Below are 13,745 nucleotides of genomic sequence, written 5' to 3' on the forward strand. Positions count from 1 at the left end.
GCCGGACGGCTCTAAAACCCGCATCAACCAGCGCTTTCATGGGTGAAACGCCCAGCTAGGACGTGTCTTCAAAGGCGTACGGATGCCATATGGGGGCGCGTGGGGGCACCTCTGAAGAACCGCCCTAAGGCCCCGGTCGTAGGGCCAAGGGCCCCGGGGCACCGGGCCGGCGGCCGATCCGGGCGGGCCCGGTGCGGGACGAGAGTGGGGGCATGGACACCGCCGCTGCACCGGCAGCCACCGACAGCCCGCAGACCCCGCCCGTCGCCGTCGTCACCGGAGCCTCCCGGGGGCTCGGCCTGGAACTCGCCCGCGCCCTCGCCCGGGACGGCTGGCAGCTGGTGATCACCGCCCGGAACACCGCCGAACTCGCCGCCGCCGAGGCCGAACTCGCCGCCGTCACCAAGGTCGCCGCCCCGGCCGGCTCCGTCGTCGACGACGACCACCGCGAACGCCTCGTCGAGGCCGCGGAGGCCCTCGGCGGAGCCTCCCTGCTCGTCAACAACGCCTCCACCCTGACCGGCTACGACCTCGACGGCGCGCCGCTGCCCACCCTCGCCGGCTTCCCACTGCCCGGCCTGCTGGAGACCTTCGAGGTCAACGTGCTCGGCCCGATCGCCCTCACCCAGCTGCTGCTGCCCCAGCTGCGCGACCACCGCGGCGCCGTCCTCAACATCAGCTCGGACGCGGCCGTCGAGGCCTACCCCGGCTGGGGCGGGTACGGCGCCTCGAAGGCGGCCCTCGACCACGCCTCCGCGGTGCTCGCCACCGAGGAGCCGGCCGTCGCCGTCTGGGCCGTCGACCCGGGGGACATGCGCACCCGGATGCACCAGGAGGCCTTCCCCGGCGAGGACATCTCCGACCGGCCGCTGCCCGCCACCGTCGTCCCCGCGCTGCTCGGCCTGCTCCGGGACCGCCCCGCCGCCGGCCGCTACCGCGCGGCCGACCTGCCCGCCGCCGGACCGACCGCTGCCGGACCGACCGCCGCCGACGCGCCCGCCGTCGCCGCCCGGACCGCCGCCGACGCCCCGACCCCGGCCGGTGAGTGAGATGGCGACCGCCGTGGACACCGGCTACGACTTCACCGTCCCGCCCGAACTCTCCGCCCGGGCACCCGCCGAGGCCCGCGGCCTGACCCGGGACGGCGTCCGCCTCCTGGTCGGCCGCCGGCAGGGCACCGCCACCTCCCACCACCGCTTCACCGAGCTGCCCGACCTGCTGCGCCCCGGCGACCTGCTGGTGGTGAACAACTCGGCCACCCTGCCCGCCGCACTCACCGGTGCCCTCCCGGACGGCACCGAGGTCGCCGTGCACCTCTCCTCCGCCCAGCCGGACCCACGCGGCCACCACCTGGTCGAGCTGCGCCGACCCACCGCACAGGCCACCGCCCCCTGGGAACCTGGCGCTTCGCCCGCCCGGCCCGGCCTTCGGGTCACCCTGCCGGGCGGTGCCGTCGCCGAACTCACCGCGCCGTTCACCCCGCGGCTCTGGCACGCCCGGCTCACCCTGCCCGGCGAACTCACCGGCTACCTCGCCCGGCACGGCCGCGCCGTCCGGTACGGCTACGTGGACCGCGACTGGCCGATCGAGGCGTACCAGACGGTCTTCGCGGCCGTGCCCGGCAGCAGCGAAATGCCCAGCGCCGCCCGGCCGTTCACCACGGAGACGGTGGCCCGGCTGGTCTCCCGCGGGATCCTCGTCGCGCCGATCACCCTGCACACCGGCGTGGCCTCCCCGGAGGCGCACGAGGCCCCGTACGCCGAGCGGTACTCCGTCCCGGAGTCCACGGCCCGGCTGGTCAACCACGTCCGTACCGGGGGCGGCCGGGTGATCGCGGTGGGCACCACTGCCGTCCGCGCCCTCGAGTCCGCCGCGGACCGGGACGGGCAGGTCCACGCCGCCGACGGCTGGACCGACCTCGTCATCACCCCCGAACGCGGTGTCCGCGCCGTCGACGGCCTGCTGACCGGCCTCCACGAGCCGCGCGCCTCCCACCTCCTCATGCTGGAGGCCGTGGCCGGCCGCCCCCTGCTCACCCGCTGCTACGCGGAGGCCCTCGACCAGCGCTACCTCTGGCACGAGTTCGGCGACGTCAACCTGCTGCTCCCCGACTGAGCGGGTCCGTCCCGGGCGCCGCGCAATCCGGTGGTGCGGGCCCGGTCCGCGCTGCGACGATGCGGGCCGACGGGAAGGACGACGTGCGGTTCGAAGAAGTCGTGTGGGCGCGGCGGCGAGACATCCCGCTCAGGTATGCGCTGGTCAGCGAGGAGTGGGACGGCGAGCAGACGCTCTGGACGCCGTGCGCCGACATGGACGGGCTGTTCGTGGACCGGGTGCCCCGGCGCGAGACCCTGACCCTGGTCGGATGCCGTCCGACCGGCCGGCTGCTGAAGGCGGCCGACCGCGCGCGGCGCGAACCGGTCGAGCTGGGCCACCTGTTCGTCCCGGTGGAATTCCCGGACGACCACCCGGACGCGTGGGACGGCTGGTGGGTGCACTACTGGGACCTGGAAGAGGCCGTCGTGGTGGGCAGCCGTCCGTCCGCGCTGGGCCCCGGTCTGTTCGACCTGGTGCTGGAGGCCGAGGTCATCGGCCCGACGACCCCGACCGGCAGGACCGGTGCCGTCGGTGAGCCGGAGTCGGCGGAGATCGGGATCCACAACGGCACCGGCAGCCGGATCGGCGAGTGCCGTCGGATCGAGGGCCTCTACACCGAGCGGCCGGAGCCGGAGCCGGAACCGCTCCGGCTGGTGGGCTGCGAGCCCACCGACCGGCTGCTCGCCCGGCTCGTCCACCCGCGGGCGGACGGTGCACGGCCGTCCCGGCTCGGGGGCGCCCTGATCGACGTCGACGTCACCGTGCGCGCGGGGCTCGGCCACCGGCCGGCCGGCGCCGCCCGACCGGTCTGGGACGCCTGGTACGAGGGCGTCCCGCGCGAGCGGAACGCCTGGGCGGGCCTCCCGACCGCCGCCAGGGAGGAGTGGCTGCGGTTCACCACCGGCACCTCGGGCGAGGTGCCCGTCGGCGGCACCTGCCACCTGGACGGCAGGTTCGTCACCGACGTCCCCGGCTTCCGCTGCGCGCTGGGCGAGGCGGTCGGCGGACCGGGCCGCCACCTGCACCAGTGCTGGGGGGTGCTGCTGGGCTGCCCCTGCGGCGGCGAGGACGTCCGGGGTCCGTTCACCCTGGTCTGGCACGACGCGGACACGGCCCGCCGGGCCCTCGCGGGCGTCAGCGTCGACCCGGCGGGCGAACTCCCCTACGTCGAGCACGTGGTGCGCTTCCTGAGGAGACGGGCATCACCGTCGTCCTGCGCTGACAGCGGGTCCGCCGGCCGGGCGGCCGTCGTGCGCTCAGTCGAGGTCGGCGGGCACCGCCACGAGCGGGCAGCGGGCGCGGTGCAGCAGTCCGTGCGGGACAGAGCCGAGGCGCAGGCCGGTGAAGCCGCCGCGGCCGCGGCGGCCGACGACCAGGGCGAGCGCGTTCTCGGAGGCCGCGGCGAGCTGCTCGACGGGGTGGCCGGTGAGCACCTCGTGGGTGAGCCGGACGTCGGGGTGCAGGGCGGTGCGGCCGGCGGTGACCTCGTGGAGCTGTCGGCGGATCTCCTGGATCGCGGTGGCCTTGTCGATCGGCAGGATGGTCGGCGCCTGCCACACCCAGACGGCGCGCAGCTCCGCCCCGCGCCGGGCCGCCGCGTCGAAGGCGAAGTCGATGGCCGCGCCGGAGCCGGCGCTGCCGTCCACGCCGACGACGACGTACGGCGGCTCCTCGGGGACCTGCTCCTCACCGCGGACGATCACCACCGGGCACGGCGCCTGGGCGGTGACCGGCAGGATGACCGAGTAGGTGCTGAGCACCGCCTCGATCCGGGAGAGCCCGCGGGTGCCGAGGACGACCATCTCGGCGCTGGCGGCCCGCCGGCAGATCACCTGGCCGGGTTGCCCGTCGGCGAGGACGATGCTGATGTCGAGCCCCGAGTACCGTTCCTCGACGGCGAGCCGGGCCTCGCCGAGCGCCGCCTCGCCGGCCTCGTGCATCGCGGTGCGGTAGTGGCCCTCGTCGAAGCCGCGGTAGTCGCGGCTGCTCGGCGGTACGGCGTGGACGAGCCGTAGCGGCAGCCCCCGGCGGACGGCCTCGTCGGCGGCCCAGGCGAGCGCGGCCGATGCCGGGTCCCCGGCGTCGACGCCGACCACGACCGGGCGGCTTCCCACGGCTGACGTCATGGCTCCTCCAGCGGTGTCCGGAGCAGGAACGGCGGCGGCCGGCCGTGCTGCACGGCGTCCGACGTGCGGCGACGGGAAGGGGCTACCCGCTTCTCGCGGATCCTGATTGCGCGGTGCACGGTTTTGGCCGCTACCCCGCGTCTTCCTGGGGCCCTTCCCGTCCCCCTCAGTCCACCACCACCTCCGGGTTTGCGCGAGCCGCCACGCCCTGTGACCGCCGTAGATGCACCGGCGTAGCCTGGCGGGCATGGAGGAGGAGCCGTTCGGCGGGCACGGGGAGCAGCGGCCGGGCCCGGAGGAGCAGGGCGGTGAGCCGGCCTGCCTGCTGGCGCTGCTCTGCCCGTCCTGCGACGCGGTGCCGGAGCCGGCCGGCAGCGCCCGCTGCTGGCGCTGCGGCGCGGACCTGCGCCGACGCGCCGAACCCGCGGAAGGCGCCGCGCCCGGCACGTAGCGGCTTCAGGCTGCCGTGATCTCCTGCAGGAAGGCCTCGACCGCGTGGAGGTAGGCCTCCGGGCGGTCCATGCTCGGCAGGTGGGCGGCGTCGTCGAGGGTGGTGGTGCGGCCGTCGGGGACGGCGGCGGCGAGGTCCTCGGCGAGCGCGATCAGGTCGGGGGAGTCGAGTGCGCCGTTGAGCGCCAGGACGGGCACGGCGATCTCCTTGGCGCGGGCGGCGGTGTCGGCGACGGACACGCTGTGGTCCTGCTCGTCGGCGGTGTGCTTGGCGAGGGTGCGCCAGGCCATCTCCTTCACCCGGCGGACGACCTCCGGGTCGACCCGGTCGAGGCCGCGGTGCGGGCCGGCGGCGATCAGGGCGAAGGCGTCGACCCAGCCGGCGATGTCTCCGGCGGCCATGGCGGCGGCCTTCTCGGCCTCCAGGTCCAGCAGCCACGGGTCGCGGGGTTCGCGCAGGGCGGTGCCGCCGCCGCTGATCACCAGGGCGCGCACCAGGTCCGGGTGCTCCAGGGCGGTGTCGACGGCGATGATCGCGCCCATCGAGGTGCCGACCAGGACGGCCGGGCCGGTGTCGAGCCCGCGCAGCAGGGCGGCGAGGTCGTCGGTCTGGCGGAACGGCAGGGTGGCGTTGGCGGACCGGCCGTGGCCGCGGGCGTCCGGTGCGATCACCCGGTGGCGGCGGGCGAGGGCGGGCACCAGCTCGTCGAACATGGTGTGGTCCAGGAAGCCCGCGTGGAGCAGGACGACGGGCAGACCGCTGCCGGTGTCGCGGTAGGCGAGGAGGCCGTCGTGGGAGGGGAAGGTGGCGAGGTCCGAAGCATCAGTCATGACAACCAAGGTGCCATATTCCATGAAGGATGACAACCAAGTTGTCATCTTTCTGGATCGATACGGCACCCGAGGTGTCATGATGGCCGCGTGACCGAGACCGAGCCCCCGCAGCCGCCGCCCGGCGAGCCCGACGACATCGCCCCGCACCTCATGGAGGTGTTCGCCCTGGTGGGCCCGCTCTACCGGCGGGTCCAGCGCAAGATCGAGCAGGACGCCCCGGCGCAGGGCCTGTCGGTCGGCGTCCGCGCCGTCCTCGACCTGCTCCGTGAGCACGGGCCGATGACCGTCCCGCAGATGGGCCGCGCCCAGTCGCTGAGCCGGCAGTTCGTCCAGCGCATGGTCAACGACGCCGCCGCCCGGAACCTCGTCGCGACCGCCCCCAACCCGGCCCACCAGCGGTCCTCGCTGATCCGGCTGACGGACGACGGCCTCGCCGCCATCACCGCCGTGACCGACCGCGAGCACGCGCTGCTCCGCCAGGCCGGCGGCGACCTCACCGAGGCGGACGTCGCGACCTGCGTCCGGGTGCTCGCCCGGATGCTCGCGCTCTTCGACGACGTCGACGTCGACTGAGGCCGGCGGCCCGGCCCCCGCGGTCCGGACGGAAAACCGCTCGCCCGGCCGGTGCCCGACCGCCTAGCGTGCGCCGGATGAACACCGTGGAGGATGCACACCGTGGAGGGGGAGCGATGACGATCCATCTGGTCGGCGGCGGCCGCGACGAGGCGTGGTACGCGGAGCTGTACGGGCCGTTCCTGGCCGAGGCCGGGGCGCAGCCCGAGGTGGCCTGCCTGCTGCTCGACGAGGGCGACGTGCCCGAGCAGTTCGAGCGCTGGTCCGGCGCGCTCACCGCGGCGGCGCCCTGCCGGCCCCGCGCGGTGCCCGTGGTGCCGGGCGCGGCGTTCGACCCGGCCGTGCTCGACGGCGCGGACGCCGTCTTCGTCGGCGGCGGGCTCACCCCCGAGTACGCCTCGGCGCTGGCCGGGCCGCTCGGCCGCCGGCTGGCCGAACGCCCGCTGCCGTACGCCGGGTTCTCGGCCGGCGCGGCGATCGCGGCCGGGCGCGCGGTGGTCGGCGGCTGGCTGTCCGGGGGCGTGCCCGTCTGCCCCGAGGAGACCGCCGAGGACCTGGACGAGATCGAGGTCCGCGACGGCCTCGGCCTGATCGCCCCGGCCGTCGACGTGCACGCCGCCCAGTGGGGCACCCTCGGCCGGCTGGTCGAGGCGGTCGCCCGCGGCGCCGTGCCCTACGGCCTGGCGATCGACGAGAACACCGCCGTGACCGTGCGGGGCGCGGGCGCCCGGGTGCGCGGCGCGGGCCGGGTGCACCTCGTCCGCCCGGACGGCGGCGAGGCCGCCGCCGTCCGTTCCTACCGCGCGGGCGAGGAGCTGCCGCTCTGACCGCTCCGCTCCGCGGCGGCGCGGGTCACTCGTAGCGGTACCGGAGGGACTCCCGCTCCGCCTGCTCGATCTGGTGCAGGGTCAGTTCCGGGTCCCGCAGGTGGGAGAGGGTGACCTGGGCCGAGGTCGGCTGGGCGTCCTTGCCGAGCCACTGCTCCGGCTTCCACGCGGAGCCGCGCAGGAACGCCTTCGGGCAGTGCCCGTACACCTCCTCGACCTCCACCACGATCGCGCTCCGCGGCGGCTTGCCGACCGCGGTCAGCTGTGCCAGCAGGCGCTCGTCGGTGGTGACGCAGGCCCGGCCGTTGACCCGCAGCGTGGTGTCCCGGCCGGGCACCACGAAGAGCAGGCCGACCCGTCCGGTGGTCACGACGTTCTGCAGGCTGTCCAGGCGCTTGTTGCCGGTGGCGTCGGGGATCGCCAGCGTCCGGTCGTCCAGCACGGCCACGAACCCGGCCGGGCCGCCGCGCGGCGACACGTCGCAACGGCCTTCCCCGTCCGCGCTCGCCACCATCACCAGCGACGAGCAGCCGATCAACTGCCGGGCCACGTCGTGGATCCGGTCGACCTGCTTGCGGCGGGCGTGGTCGCCGGGCTGCTCGTACACCTCACGCAGCTCGGACACCTCCCGGACGGCGGAGGACTGCAGGGCGTCGAAGAGGCGGCCGGGCGCCGCGGGTTCTGTGATCACATACCGGAAATCTAGCCGAGTGCCGTCCGCCGCGGAACGGCATTTCCGGCACTGCGCCCGGCAGTCCCTCAGCCCTCCGCCGGCCCCGCGGCACCCGGCGGCGCGATCAGCGCCCACACCGTCTTGCCGGCACCCCCGCCCGCCGCCTGCGGCAGCCAGCCCCAGGCCGCGGCGAGCGCGCCGACGATCTCCAACCCGCGCCCGCCCTCCGGGAACTCCTCCGCGATCCGCGGCACCTCGCCCGGCCCGCAGCCGCCGTCCGGGTCGGACACCTCCAGCAGCAGGCCCGGCGTGCCGTAGCGGAGACGGAACTGCACCCGGCCGCCGCGGCAGCGGGCGTGCACCACCGCGTTGGTGGCGAGTTCGGACAGCACCAGAGCGCCGTCCCCGGTGAAGTGCCCGGCGGTGCGCGCGTCCCACGGCTCGCAGACCGCCATCAGGTCGCGCAGCCGCCGCCGTGCCTCGCGCACCGAGTCCCGGCGTCTCGGCAGCCAGAACTCCAGCCGCCCGCCGAAGCCGTCCGCCCCGCCCGTCGTCGCGAAGGGCGGCCGCTCGGCGGCGGGACGGGCGGGGACGTCGTGCATCACGGCTCCAACGGTCACGGGCCGGGGCGATCTGCGCCGGCCCGTCACAAGACTCGTCCCGCGGCGATACGCTCGGTAGTGCTCGGCGCTCAACAACGGGCGCTGTAGGCCGGGGGAGGACGCCGATGGCACCGACGCGAGACCTGGACCCTTCGTCGTCCGTGCTCGGCTTCTTCGGGTCGGAGCTGCGCCGCTTCCGCGAGGCCTCCGGGCTCACCCAGGACCGGCTCGGCGAGGTCGTGAACTACACCGGCTCGCTCGTCGGGCTGGTCGAGACGGCCCGGCGCAAACCCTCCCGGGAGTTCACCGAACGCTGCGACGCGGCGCTGGGCACCGACGGCGCGCTGGCCCGCATCTGGCCGCTGCTCGGCCGGCCGGCCTTCCCGTCGTGGTTCCGCGGCTTCGTGGAGCTGGAGTCCACCGCGACCTCCGTCGCCACCTACCAGGCCCAGGTCGTGCCGGGGCTGCTGCAGACCGAGGAGTACGCCTGGGCCGTGATCCGCAAGGGCCGCACCGGCGAACCGGACGAGGTCGTCGCCGAGCTGGTCGCCGCCCGGATGAGCCGCCAGACCATCCTGGACGGGCCCACTCCGCCACTGCTGTGGGTCGTGCTGGACGAGGCGGTGCTGCGGCGCCCGGTGGGCGGCCCGGCCGTGATGCGGCACCAACTGGAACGGTTGTTGGACGTGGCCCGCAGCCCGCGGGTCGTGATGCAGGTGCTGCCCTTCGCGGCCGGCGCGCACACCGCCCTGGACGGCTCGATGACCCTTCTGTCGTTCACGCAGGGGCCGGACGTGGCCCACCTGGAGGGGCCCTACTCGGGCCAACTCATCGACCGTCCGGAGGATGTGGCGCGCTACACACTGGCGTACCATCACCTGCGCGCTGACGCCCTGTCGCCGGACGCTTCGTTGACCGCCGTCGAGACGGCGATGGAGGAGGTCTACACCCCATGAACGGACTCGATCTGTCGGCCGCGGTCTGGCGGAAGTCGAGCTTCAGCGGAGGCTCGGGCGGCGAGTGCGTCGAGGTCGCGGACGGCTTCGACGGGATGGTCCCGGTGCGGGACAGCAAGGACCCGGCCGGGCCGGCGCTGGTCTTCGGAGCCGCCGCGTGGCAGGCCTTCGTCGACGCGGTCAGATCCGGCGAACTCGCATGACGGTGCCCGGCGCCGTCCTGTGCGACCTGGACGGTGTGATCAGGTTCTTCGACCACGCCGAGGTGACCCGGCTGGAGCGGGCGGCCGGACTGCCGCCGGGCAGCACCGCCCGGGCGGCGTTCGGGCCCGGGGTCGCGGAGCCGCTCGTCCTCGGCGGGCTCACCCGGGGGCAGTGGCGGGAGGCGATCGGCGCCGCGCTCACCGCGAGCGTCTCCGAGGTCGAGGCCCGGGCGCTGGCCGGGGCCTTCACCACCACACCCCAGTCGGCCGACCCCGAGGTCGTCGACCTGCTCCGCCGGGCCCGCGCGAGCTGCCCGGTGCTGCTCGTCACCAACGCCACCGTCTGGCTGGACGAGGACCTCGCCGCACTCGGCCTCACCGACCTCGCGGACGGCGTGGTGAACAGCGCCGAGGTCGGCTCGGCCAAGCCGGACACCCGGATCTACGAGATCGCCGCCGACCGCGCCGGGGTCGCCCCCGAGCGGTGCCTGTTCGTCGACGACCGCGCGGAGAACGTCGCCGCGGCCGCCGCCCTGGGCATGGCGGGCCTGCACTACCGCACCCCGGCCGACCTGCGCGCCGCGCTGGCCGGCCGGCTGCCCGCCGCGCGGGACGGCCGGGCCGCTCAGGAGGCCGCGGGCCGCCCGTAGTGCAGCAGCACCACGCCGTTGCCGAAGGTCCGGGTCTCCATCAGCTGCAGCGGCCGGTCCGCCGCCGCGGGCGGGAAGAGCGGCCTGCCCGCGCCGATCAGCACCGGGTGGACGTAGATCCGGTACTCGTCCACCAGGTCGTGCTGCAGGAAGGCCGCGGCGAGGTCCGCGCCGCCGAGCACGAGGTCCCCGCCGGGCTCCGCCTTGAGCCGCTCGACCTCGGCCGGGACGACCTCCCGCCGGATCTCGGTGTTCCAGTCGGCGTGGGTCAGGGTGCGGGAGTAGACGGTCTTCGGCATGGAGCGCCAGATCTCCGCGAACTCGACGATCGGTCCGGGGGCGTCCGGGTCGGCGTCCGCGGTCGGCCAGTACCCGGCCATCAGCTCCCAGGTGACCCGGCCGCTGATGAAGCCGCCCATCGGCCGCAGCACGTCGTTCATGTGCCGGTGCAGCTCTTCGTCGACCAGGTGCCAGTCGATCCGCCGGTCCGGCCGCTCGATGTACCCGTCCAGGGACACCGAGAACAGCATCACGATCTTCCGCATCGCCCACCCCTCGGCTCCGACGCCCGCTCCATGCTGGCACGGCGGCCACCGGCCGCCCGGCACCCGCGGTGACGGCGTGTCAGCATGGAGCGGGAAGGGCCGGCCGGAGGTCACGGCCCGGCGGTCTCCGCCGCCACCCACGCCAGGTACGCCTCCGAGCCGGCCACCACCGGCACGGCCACCACCTCCGGGGTCTCGTAGCCGTGGTGCTCCCGGAGGAACGCGCCGAGCCGGTCCACGACGCCGGCGGTGGTCTTGAAGTCGATCCGCCACTCCTCGGCGGACCGCACCTCGCCCTCCCAGCGGTACACCGAACCGATCGGGTACACCTGCGCGCAGGCGGCCAGCCGCTCCCGCACCACCAGCTCGGCCAGCGCGCGGGCCTTCTCCTGCGCATCGTGGGTCGTGGTCACCACGAGGACGTCACGGGTCGTCATGCCGCCGAGCCTACGCGCGACGGCGCCCCGCCCCCGGCCCGCGTCGGACGACGGCGGGGCCGGAGGCGGCGCGAGCGGCTCAGAGGCCCGGGATCTGCCGCGCGGCGAAGGCCTTCCGGACGGTGTCCGCGGCGCTCGCGCCGTACATCCGGCGGGCGGTGTCCACGGTCGCCAGGGCGGCCGCCGAGAAGGACGTGTCGGGCGCGAAGGAGAACTGCGCGTTCACGATGACCCGGTCGGCCGTGCGGGCCCCCAGCGCCTTGCGGATGTCGTACAGCGCCTGCGACCAGATCTCGCCGTCGGCGTGCACCTCGCCGACCTTGTCGCCGTACACCTTGCCGGTGTCCAGGCGGCGCAGGCAGTGCACCGGGCCGGGGGTGTAGTCGGTGGAGTCCCAGTCGGCCACGCAGGCCTCCGGGGTGCGCGCCGTCCAGCCGTACTTCGCGTCGGCCGCCGCGCCGACCGCCACCGCCAGGTAGTCGCCGAACGCCTCGCCGATCGCCCCGGCCTCCGCCGACGCCCCGAAGCCCGGCACCTGCGCCTCGTGCACCGCGTGCCCGTACTCGTGGACGATCACCTCGGCGTCCTCCGCGTCGTCCACCCCGCCCTTGCCGAAGCGGATCTCGTCCTTCTTGTCGGAGAAGAAGGAGTTGTCCGCCCCCCACTGGTTGATCCGCACCGGCTGCGCCCGGTCGTTCGCACCCGGCAGCTCACTGCCGAAGCCCAGGCCCTGCAGGTACTCCTGCGCCTCGTTGACCCAGAAGTACGCCATCACCTGCTCGAACCGGTCGTTGTCCCGGGCGTACCGGAAGTCGCCGGTCGCCGAGTACGCGGGCGCCCCGGTCTCCGAGCGGACCACCGCCCACCGGCCCGACAGGTAGCCGCTGCCGTCCAGGTTCCGCAGCGCCACCTGCGCGTAGGCCGAGGCGGGCACGGCCGCGGCCGCGTCCTTGGCGTCCGCCAGCGACTCGTCGCCCGAGGACTGCACCGGATTGACCATGAAGACCCGGCCGACCGCACCGGCCGTGGCCGGGGCCGGCTTGGCGGCCGCCGGAGTGGCGGCGAGACCGGCCGCAGTGGCGAGCACGGCGGCGGTGGCGACGGCGAGACGGGGCACGCGGGCAGGACGGGACACGGGTCCTCCAGAGCGGGGCGAGGGTTGCTGCGGGATCATTCCTTACCGCCGAACCCCCTGACCAGGGGTAGGAACCGACGAATTTCCCCGACCACCCCCGGTGGCACCGGAGAATCTGCGGCCGGGGGCGGGATCCGCACCAACCCCTGCGCCCGTGCACGGCACCGCCGCGCGCGGGCACACCGACCGGAGAACCATGGAGGCGAGCGCCCGAACGCCCCCGGTGCGCGGACACGAGAGGACGGGACGATGCCGCCCCTGCCGTTCGTCGGACGCCGGGACGTCCTGGCCGCGATCGCCGACGCCGCCGCGCGGGCCCGGCACGGACACGGCGGACTGCTCGCCCTCACCGGCCCGGCCGGCGCCGGGAAGACCAGGACCGCCGAGGAGGCGGAGACCCGCGCCGAGGGATTTCGCACGCTCTGGACCTGGTGCCCGCCGGAGGCCTCCGGCAGCCCCTTCCGCCCCTGGGCCCGGCTGCTGCGCGAGCTCGTCGCCGCCGACCCCGACTGCGCCCGCCCCCTGCACGCCTCGCCGCCGCTGCGCGCCCTCACCGAAGGACGCACCGCCCGCCTGCTCCGCGCCCCCGACCCGGAAGGCGCCCGGCTGCGCCTCACCGCCGACACCGCCGACCTGCTGCGCGCGGCCGCCGCCGCCCGGCCCCTCCTGATCGTCCTCGACGACCTGCACGCCGCCGACCCCTCGTCGCTCCGCCTGCTGCTGGAGCTCGCCGCCACCGCACGGAACACCCCGCTGCTGCTGCTCGCCACCGCCCGCGACGACGACGCGGCCTGGACGGGCCGCACCGCCGAGCACGCCGAACTCCTCCGCCGCGCCCGAACCCTGCCGCTCGGCCCGCTCACCCGGCCGGACATCGCCCGACTGCTCGCCGCCGCCACCGGCGGCCCCGCCACCCCCCACCGGGGCGGCCGCCCGCGCCGTGTCCGCACCGGCTGCGCGCCGCACCGATCCGGCCCGCAGCACCTCCGTCCGTCCGCCCGGTCGACGCCGTCGACCGCACGCACCCCCGACCGCACCGCGCCCCCGGCCGCGCACACCGCCGCGTAGCCTGGAGGCCGGGCCGCCGCCACGGCCCCGGGCGCGGTCCGACGGGGAGAGGGGAACACCGGGAATGTCCGACGCCGCAGCGACGAGGCGCCCGCACGGGCAGCTGGAGTCCGACGTCCTCGCCGTCCTCTGGGAGGCCGACCGGCCGCTCAGCCCGGGCGAGGTCAACGACGCACTCGGCAGCGCCCTCGCCCGCACCACCGTCACCACGATCCTGACCCGGCTCCACGAGAAGGACCTCGTCCACCGCGAGCGGGCCGGCCGCGGCTACGTGTACGCCGCCGCCCAGGACGCCTCCGGCATGGTCGCCTCCCGGATGCACACCGAGCTCAGCAAGGGCGCCGACCGCGACAGCGTGCTGCGGCACTTCGTCTCCGCGCTCGGCCCGGGCGACGAGGCCCTGCTGCGCAGCCTGCTCGCCGACGCCGGCGGCACCCCGGAGCGGGCGTGAACACGCCCGCCCTGGCCGCACTCCTGCTGCCCTGGCTCTCCGCTCCCGCCGTCCGGGCGCTCGCCGCCCGGCTCACTCCGCGCTGGGCGGCCCTCGCGGTCGCCTGCTGCGCCGCGCT

The 13,745-nt window shown here is 75.6% G+C and carries 17 protein-coding genes; 10 read left to right on the forward strand and 7 right to left on the reverse strand.

The genetic code is table 11. The features are described from left to right. Positions 1-212: 212 nt before the first annotated feature. Entirely contained in the window at positions 213-1,049 is an 837-nt protein-coding gene (locus ABD353_RS37130; protein ID WP_344628138.1) for an SDR family NAD(P)-dependent oxidoreductase, read from the forward strand. 1 nt (position 1,050) lies between these two features. Continuing rightward, entirely contained in the window at positions 1,051-2,115 is a 1,065-nt protein-coding gene (locus ABD353_RS37135; protein WP_344628139.1) for an S-adenosylmethionine:tRNA ribosyltransferase-isomerase, read from the forward strand. Between the two features lie 1,238 nt (positions 2,116-3,353). Here ABD353_RS37135 and ABD353_RS37140 read toward each other — a convergent pair. Beyond that, a complete protein-coding gene (locus tag ABD353_RS37140) occupies positions 3,354-4,223 on the reverse strand; it encodes a universal stress protein (protein WP_344628140.1) in 870 nt (289 codons plus the stop codon). Between the two features lie 247 nt (positions 4,224-4,470). On the opposite strand from ABD353_RS37140, the gene ABD353_RS37145 reads away from it, so the two are divergent. Further along, positions 4,471-4,674 carry a hypothetical protein gene (locus ABD353_RS37145; protein ID WP_344628141.1) on the forward strand — a complete coding sequence of 68 codons (204 nt, stop codon included), beginning with the start codon at positions 4,471-4,473 and terminating at the stop codon, positions 4,672-4,674. A gap of 5 nt (positions 4,675-4,679) precedes the next feature. On the opposite strand, the gene ABD353_RS37150 is transcribed toward ABD353_RS37145, so the two are convergent. Continuing rightward, the gene (locus ABD353_RS37150; protein ID WP_344628142.1) at positions 4,680-5,504 is read right to left on the reverse strand and encodes an alpha/beta fold hydrolase; all 825 of its coding nucleotides are present in this window, start codon (positions 5,502-5,504) and stop codon (positions 4,680-4,682) included. A gap of 90 nt (positions 5,505-5,594) precedes the next feature. Here ABD353_RS37150 and ABD353_RS37155 point away from each other — a divergent pair, with 90 nt between their 5' ends. Next, the gene (locus ABD353_RS37155) at positions 5,595-6,080 is read left to right on the forward strand and encodes a MarR family winged helix-turn-helix transcriptional regulator (RefSeq protein WP_425555331.1); all 486 of its coding nucleotides are present in this window, start codon (positions 5,595-5,597) and stop codon (positions 6,078-6,080) included. A gap of 116 nt (positions 6,081-6,196) precedes the next feature. Continuing rightward, the gene (locus ABD353_RS37160) at positions 6,197-6,907 is read left to right on the forward strand and encodes a type 1 glutamine amidotransferase family protein (RefSeq protein WP_344628143.1); all 711 of its coding nucleotides are present in this window, start codon (positions 6,197-6,199) and stop codon (positions 6,905-6,907) included. A gap of 25 nt (positions 6,908-6,932) precedes the next feature. Here ABD353_RS37160 and ABD353_RS37165 read toward each other — a convergent pair whose 3' ends face one another. Continuing rightward, positions 6,933-7,556 carry an MSMEG_1061 family FMN-dependent PPOX-type flavoprotein gene (locus ABD353_RS37165; RefSeq protein WP_425555332.1) on the reverse strand — a complete coding sequence of 208 codons (624 nt, stop codon included), beginning with the start codon at positions 7,554-7,556 and terminating at the stop codon, positions 6,933-6,935. Between the two features lie 110 nt (positions 7,557-7,666). Continuing rightward, the gene (locus ABD353_RS37170; protein ID WP_344628154.1) at positions 7,667-8,182 is read right to left on the reverse strand and encodes an ATP-binding protein; all 516 of its coding nucleotides are present in this window, start codon (positions 8,180-8,182) and stop codon (positions 7,667-7,669) included. Between the two features lie 125 nt (positions 8,183-8,307). Between ABD353_RS37170 and ABD353_RS37175 the strand changes: the two genes are divergently transcribed. The 3 genes from ABD353_RS37175 to ABD353_RS37185 are packed head-to-tail and all read left to right on the forward strand — an operon-like array spanning position 8,308 to position 9,991. Next, positions 8,308-9,138, forward strand: coding sequence for a helix-turn-helix domain-containing protein (locus ABD353_RS37175; protein ID WP_344628145.1), 831 nt, complete (start codon positions 8,308-8,310; stop codon positions 9,136-9,138). Beyond that, complete coding sequence (locus ABD353_RS37180; RefSeq protein ID WP_344628146.1) at positions 9,135-9,341, forward strand: DUF397 domain-containing protein; 207 nt, start codon at positions 9,135-9,137, stop codon at positions 9,339-9,341. The genes ABD353_RS37175 and ABD353_RS37180 overlap by 4 nt, the downstream gene beginning before the upstream one ends. Continuing rightward, positions 9,338-9,991: an HAD family hydrolase gene (locus ABD353_RS37185; protein ID WP_344628147.1), complete on the forward strand. Its 654-nt coding sequence runs from the start codon at positions 9,338-9,340 to the stop codon at positions 9,989-9,991. Before ABD353_RS37180 ends, ABD353_RS37185 begins: the two co-directional genes overlap by 4 nt. Here ABD353_RS37185 and ABD353_RS37190 read toward each other — a convergent pair. From ABD353_RS37190 to ABD353_RS37200, 3 genes are all read right to left on the reverse strand, one after another. Beyond that, positions 9,967-10,536, reverse strand: a complete 570-nt coding sequence (locus ABD353_RS37190; RefSeq protein ID WP_344628148.1) for a dihydrofolate reductase family protein — start codon at positions 10,534-10,536, stop codon at positions 9,967-9,969. The two genes, ABD353_RS37185 and ABD353_RS37190, sit on opposite strands and share 25 nt — an antisense overlap. A 110-nt stretch (positions 10,537-10,646) precedes the next feature. Then, the gene (gene cutA / locus ABD353_RS37195) at positions 10,647-10,973 is read right to left on the reverse strand and encodes a divalent-cation tolerance protein CutA (protein ID WP_344628149.1); all 327 of its coding nucleotides are present in this window, start codon (positions 10,971-10,973) and stop codon (positions 10,647-10,649) included. 79 nt (positions 10,974-11,052) lie between these two features. Next, positions 11,053-12,090 (reverse strand): M4 family metallopeptidase, encoded by a 1,038-nt coding sequence (locus ABD353_RS37200; RefSeq protein ID WP_344628150.1) that lies wholly within the window; start codon positions 12,088-12,090, stop codon positions 11,053-11,055. A gap of 267 nt (positions 12,091-12,357) precedes the next feature. Between ABD353_RS37200 and ABD353_RS37205 the strand changes: the two genes are divergently transcribed. Both ABD353_RS37205 and ABD353_RS37210 read left to right on the forward strand, forming a co-directional pair. Next, positions 12,358-13,176 (forward strand): AAA family ATPase, encoded by an 819-nt coding sequence (locus ABD353_RS37205; RefSeq protein ID WP_344628151.1) that lies wholly within the window; start codon positions 12,358-12,360, stop codon positions 13,174-13,176. A gap of 64 nt (positions 13,177-13,240) precedes the next feature. Beyond that, the gene (locus tag ABD353_RS37210; protein WP_344628152.1) at positions 13,241-13,627 is read left to right on the forward strand and encodes a BlaI/MecI/CopY family transcriptional regulator; all 387 of its coding nucleotides are present in this window, start codon (positions 13,241-13,243) and stop codon (positions 13,625-13,627) included. Positions 13,628-13,745: the final 118 nt, after the last annotated feature.

Source organism: Kitasatospora arboriphila (assembly GCF_039528095.1).
Classification (GTDB): Bacteria; Actinomycetota; Actinomycetes; order Streptomycetales; family Streptomycetaceae; genus Kitasatospora; species Kitasatospora arboriphila.

What these genes read in the sequence shown, in the direction of transcription:
- ABD353_RS37175 (WP_344628145.1), top strand. Translation starts at nt 8,308, where the DNA reads ATGGCACCGACGCGAGACCTGGACCCTTCGTCGTCCGTGCTCGGCTTC.
- ABD353_RS37205 (WP_344628151.1), top strand. Translation starts at nt 12,358, where the DNA reads ATGCCGCCCCTGCCGTTCGTCGGACGCCGGGACGTCCTGGCCGCGATC.
- ABD353_RS37210 (WP_344628152.1), top strand. Translation starts at nt 13,241, where the DNA reads ATGTCCGACGCCGCAGCGACGAGGCGCCCGCACGGGCAGCTGGAGTCC.
- ABD353_RS37170 (WP_344628154.1), bottom strand. Translation starts at nt 8,182, where the DNA reads ATGCACGACGTCCCCGCCCGTCCCGCCGCCGAGCGGCCGCCCTTCGCG.
- ABD353_RS37130 (WP_344628138.1), top strand. Translation starts at nt 213, where the DNA reads ATGGACACCGCCGCTGCACCGGCAGCCACCGACAGCCCGCAGACCCCG.
- ABD353_RS37190 (WP_344628148.1), bottom strand. Translation starts at nt 10,536, where the DNA reads ATGCGGAAGATCGTGATGCTGTTCTCGGTGTCCCTGGACGGGTACATC.
- ABD353_RS37185 (WP_344628147.1), top strand. Translation starts at nt 9,338, where the DNA reads ATGACGGTGCCCGGCGCCGTCCTGTGCGACCTGGACGGTGTGATCAGG.
- ABD353_RS37145 (WP_344628141.1), top strand. Translation starts at nt 4,471, where the DNA reads ATGGAGGAGGAGCCGTTCGGCGGGCACGGGGAGCAGCGGCCGGGCCCG.
- ABD353_RS37150 (WP_344628142.1), bottom strand. Translation starts at nt 5,504, where the DNA reads ATGACTGATGCTTCGGACCTCGCCACCTTCCCCTCCCACGACGGCCTC.
- ABD353_RS37140 (WP_344628140.1), bottom strand. Translation starts at nt 4,223, where the DNA reads ATGACGTCAGCCGTGGGAAGCCGCCCGGTCGTGGTCGGCGTCGACGCC.
- ABD353_RS37135 (WP_344628139.1), top strand. Translation starts at nt 1,051, where the DNA reads ATGGCGACCGCCGTGGACACCGGCTACGACTTCACCGTCCCGCCCGAA.
- ABD353_RS37180 (WP_344628146.1), top strand. Translation starts at nt 9,135, where the DNA reads ATGAACGGACTCGATCTGTCGGCCGCGGTCTGGCGGAAGTCGAGCTTC.
- ABD353_RS37160 (WP_344628143.1), top strand. Translation starts at nt 6,197, where the DNA reads ATGACGATCCATCTGGTCGGCGGCGGCCGCGACGAGGCGTGGTACGCG.
- cutA (WP_344628149.1), bottom strand. Translation starts at nt 10,973, where the DNA reads ATGACGACCCGTGACGTCCTCGTGGTGACCACGACCCACGATGCGCAG.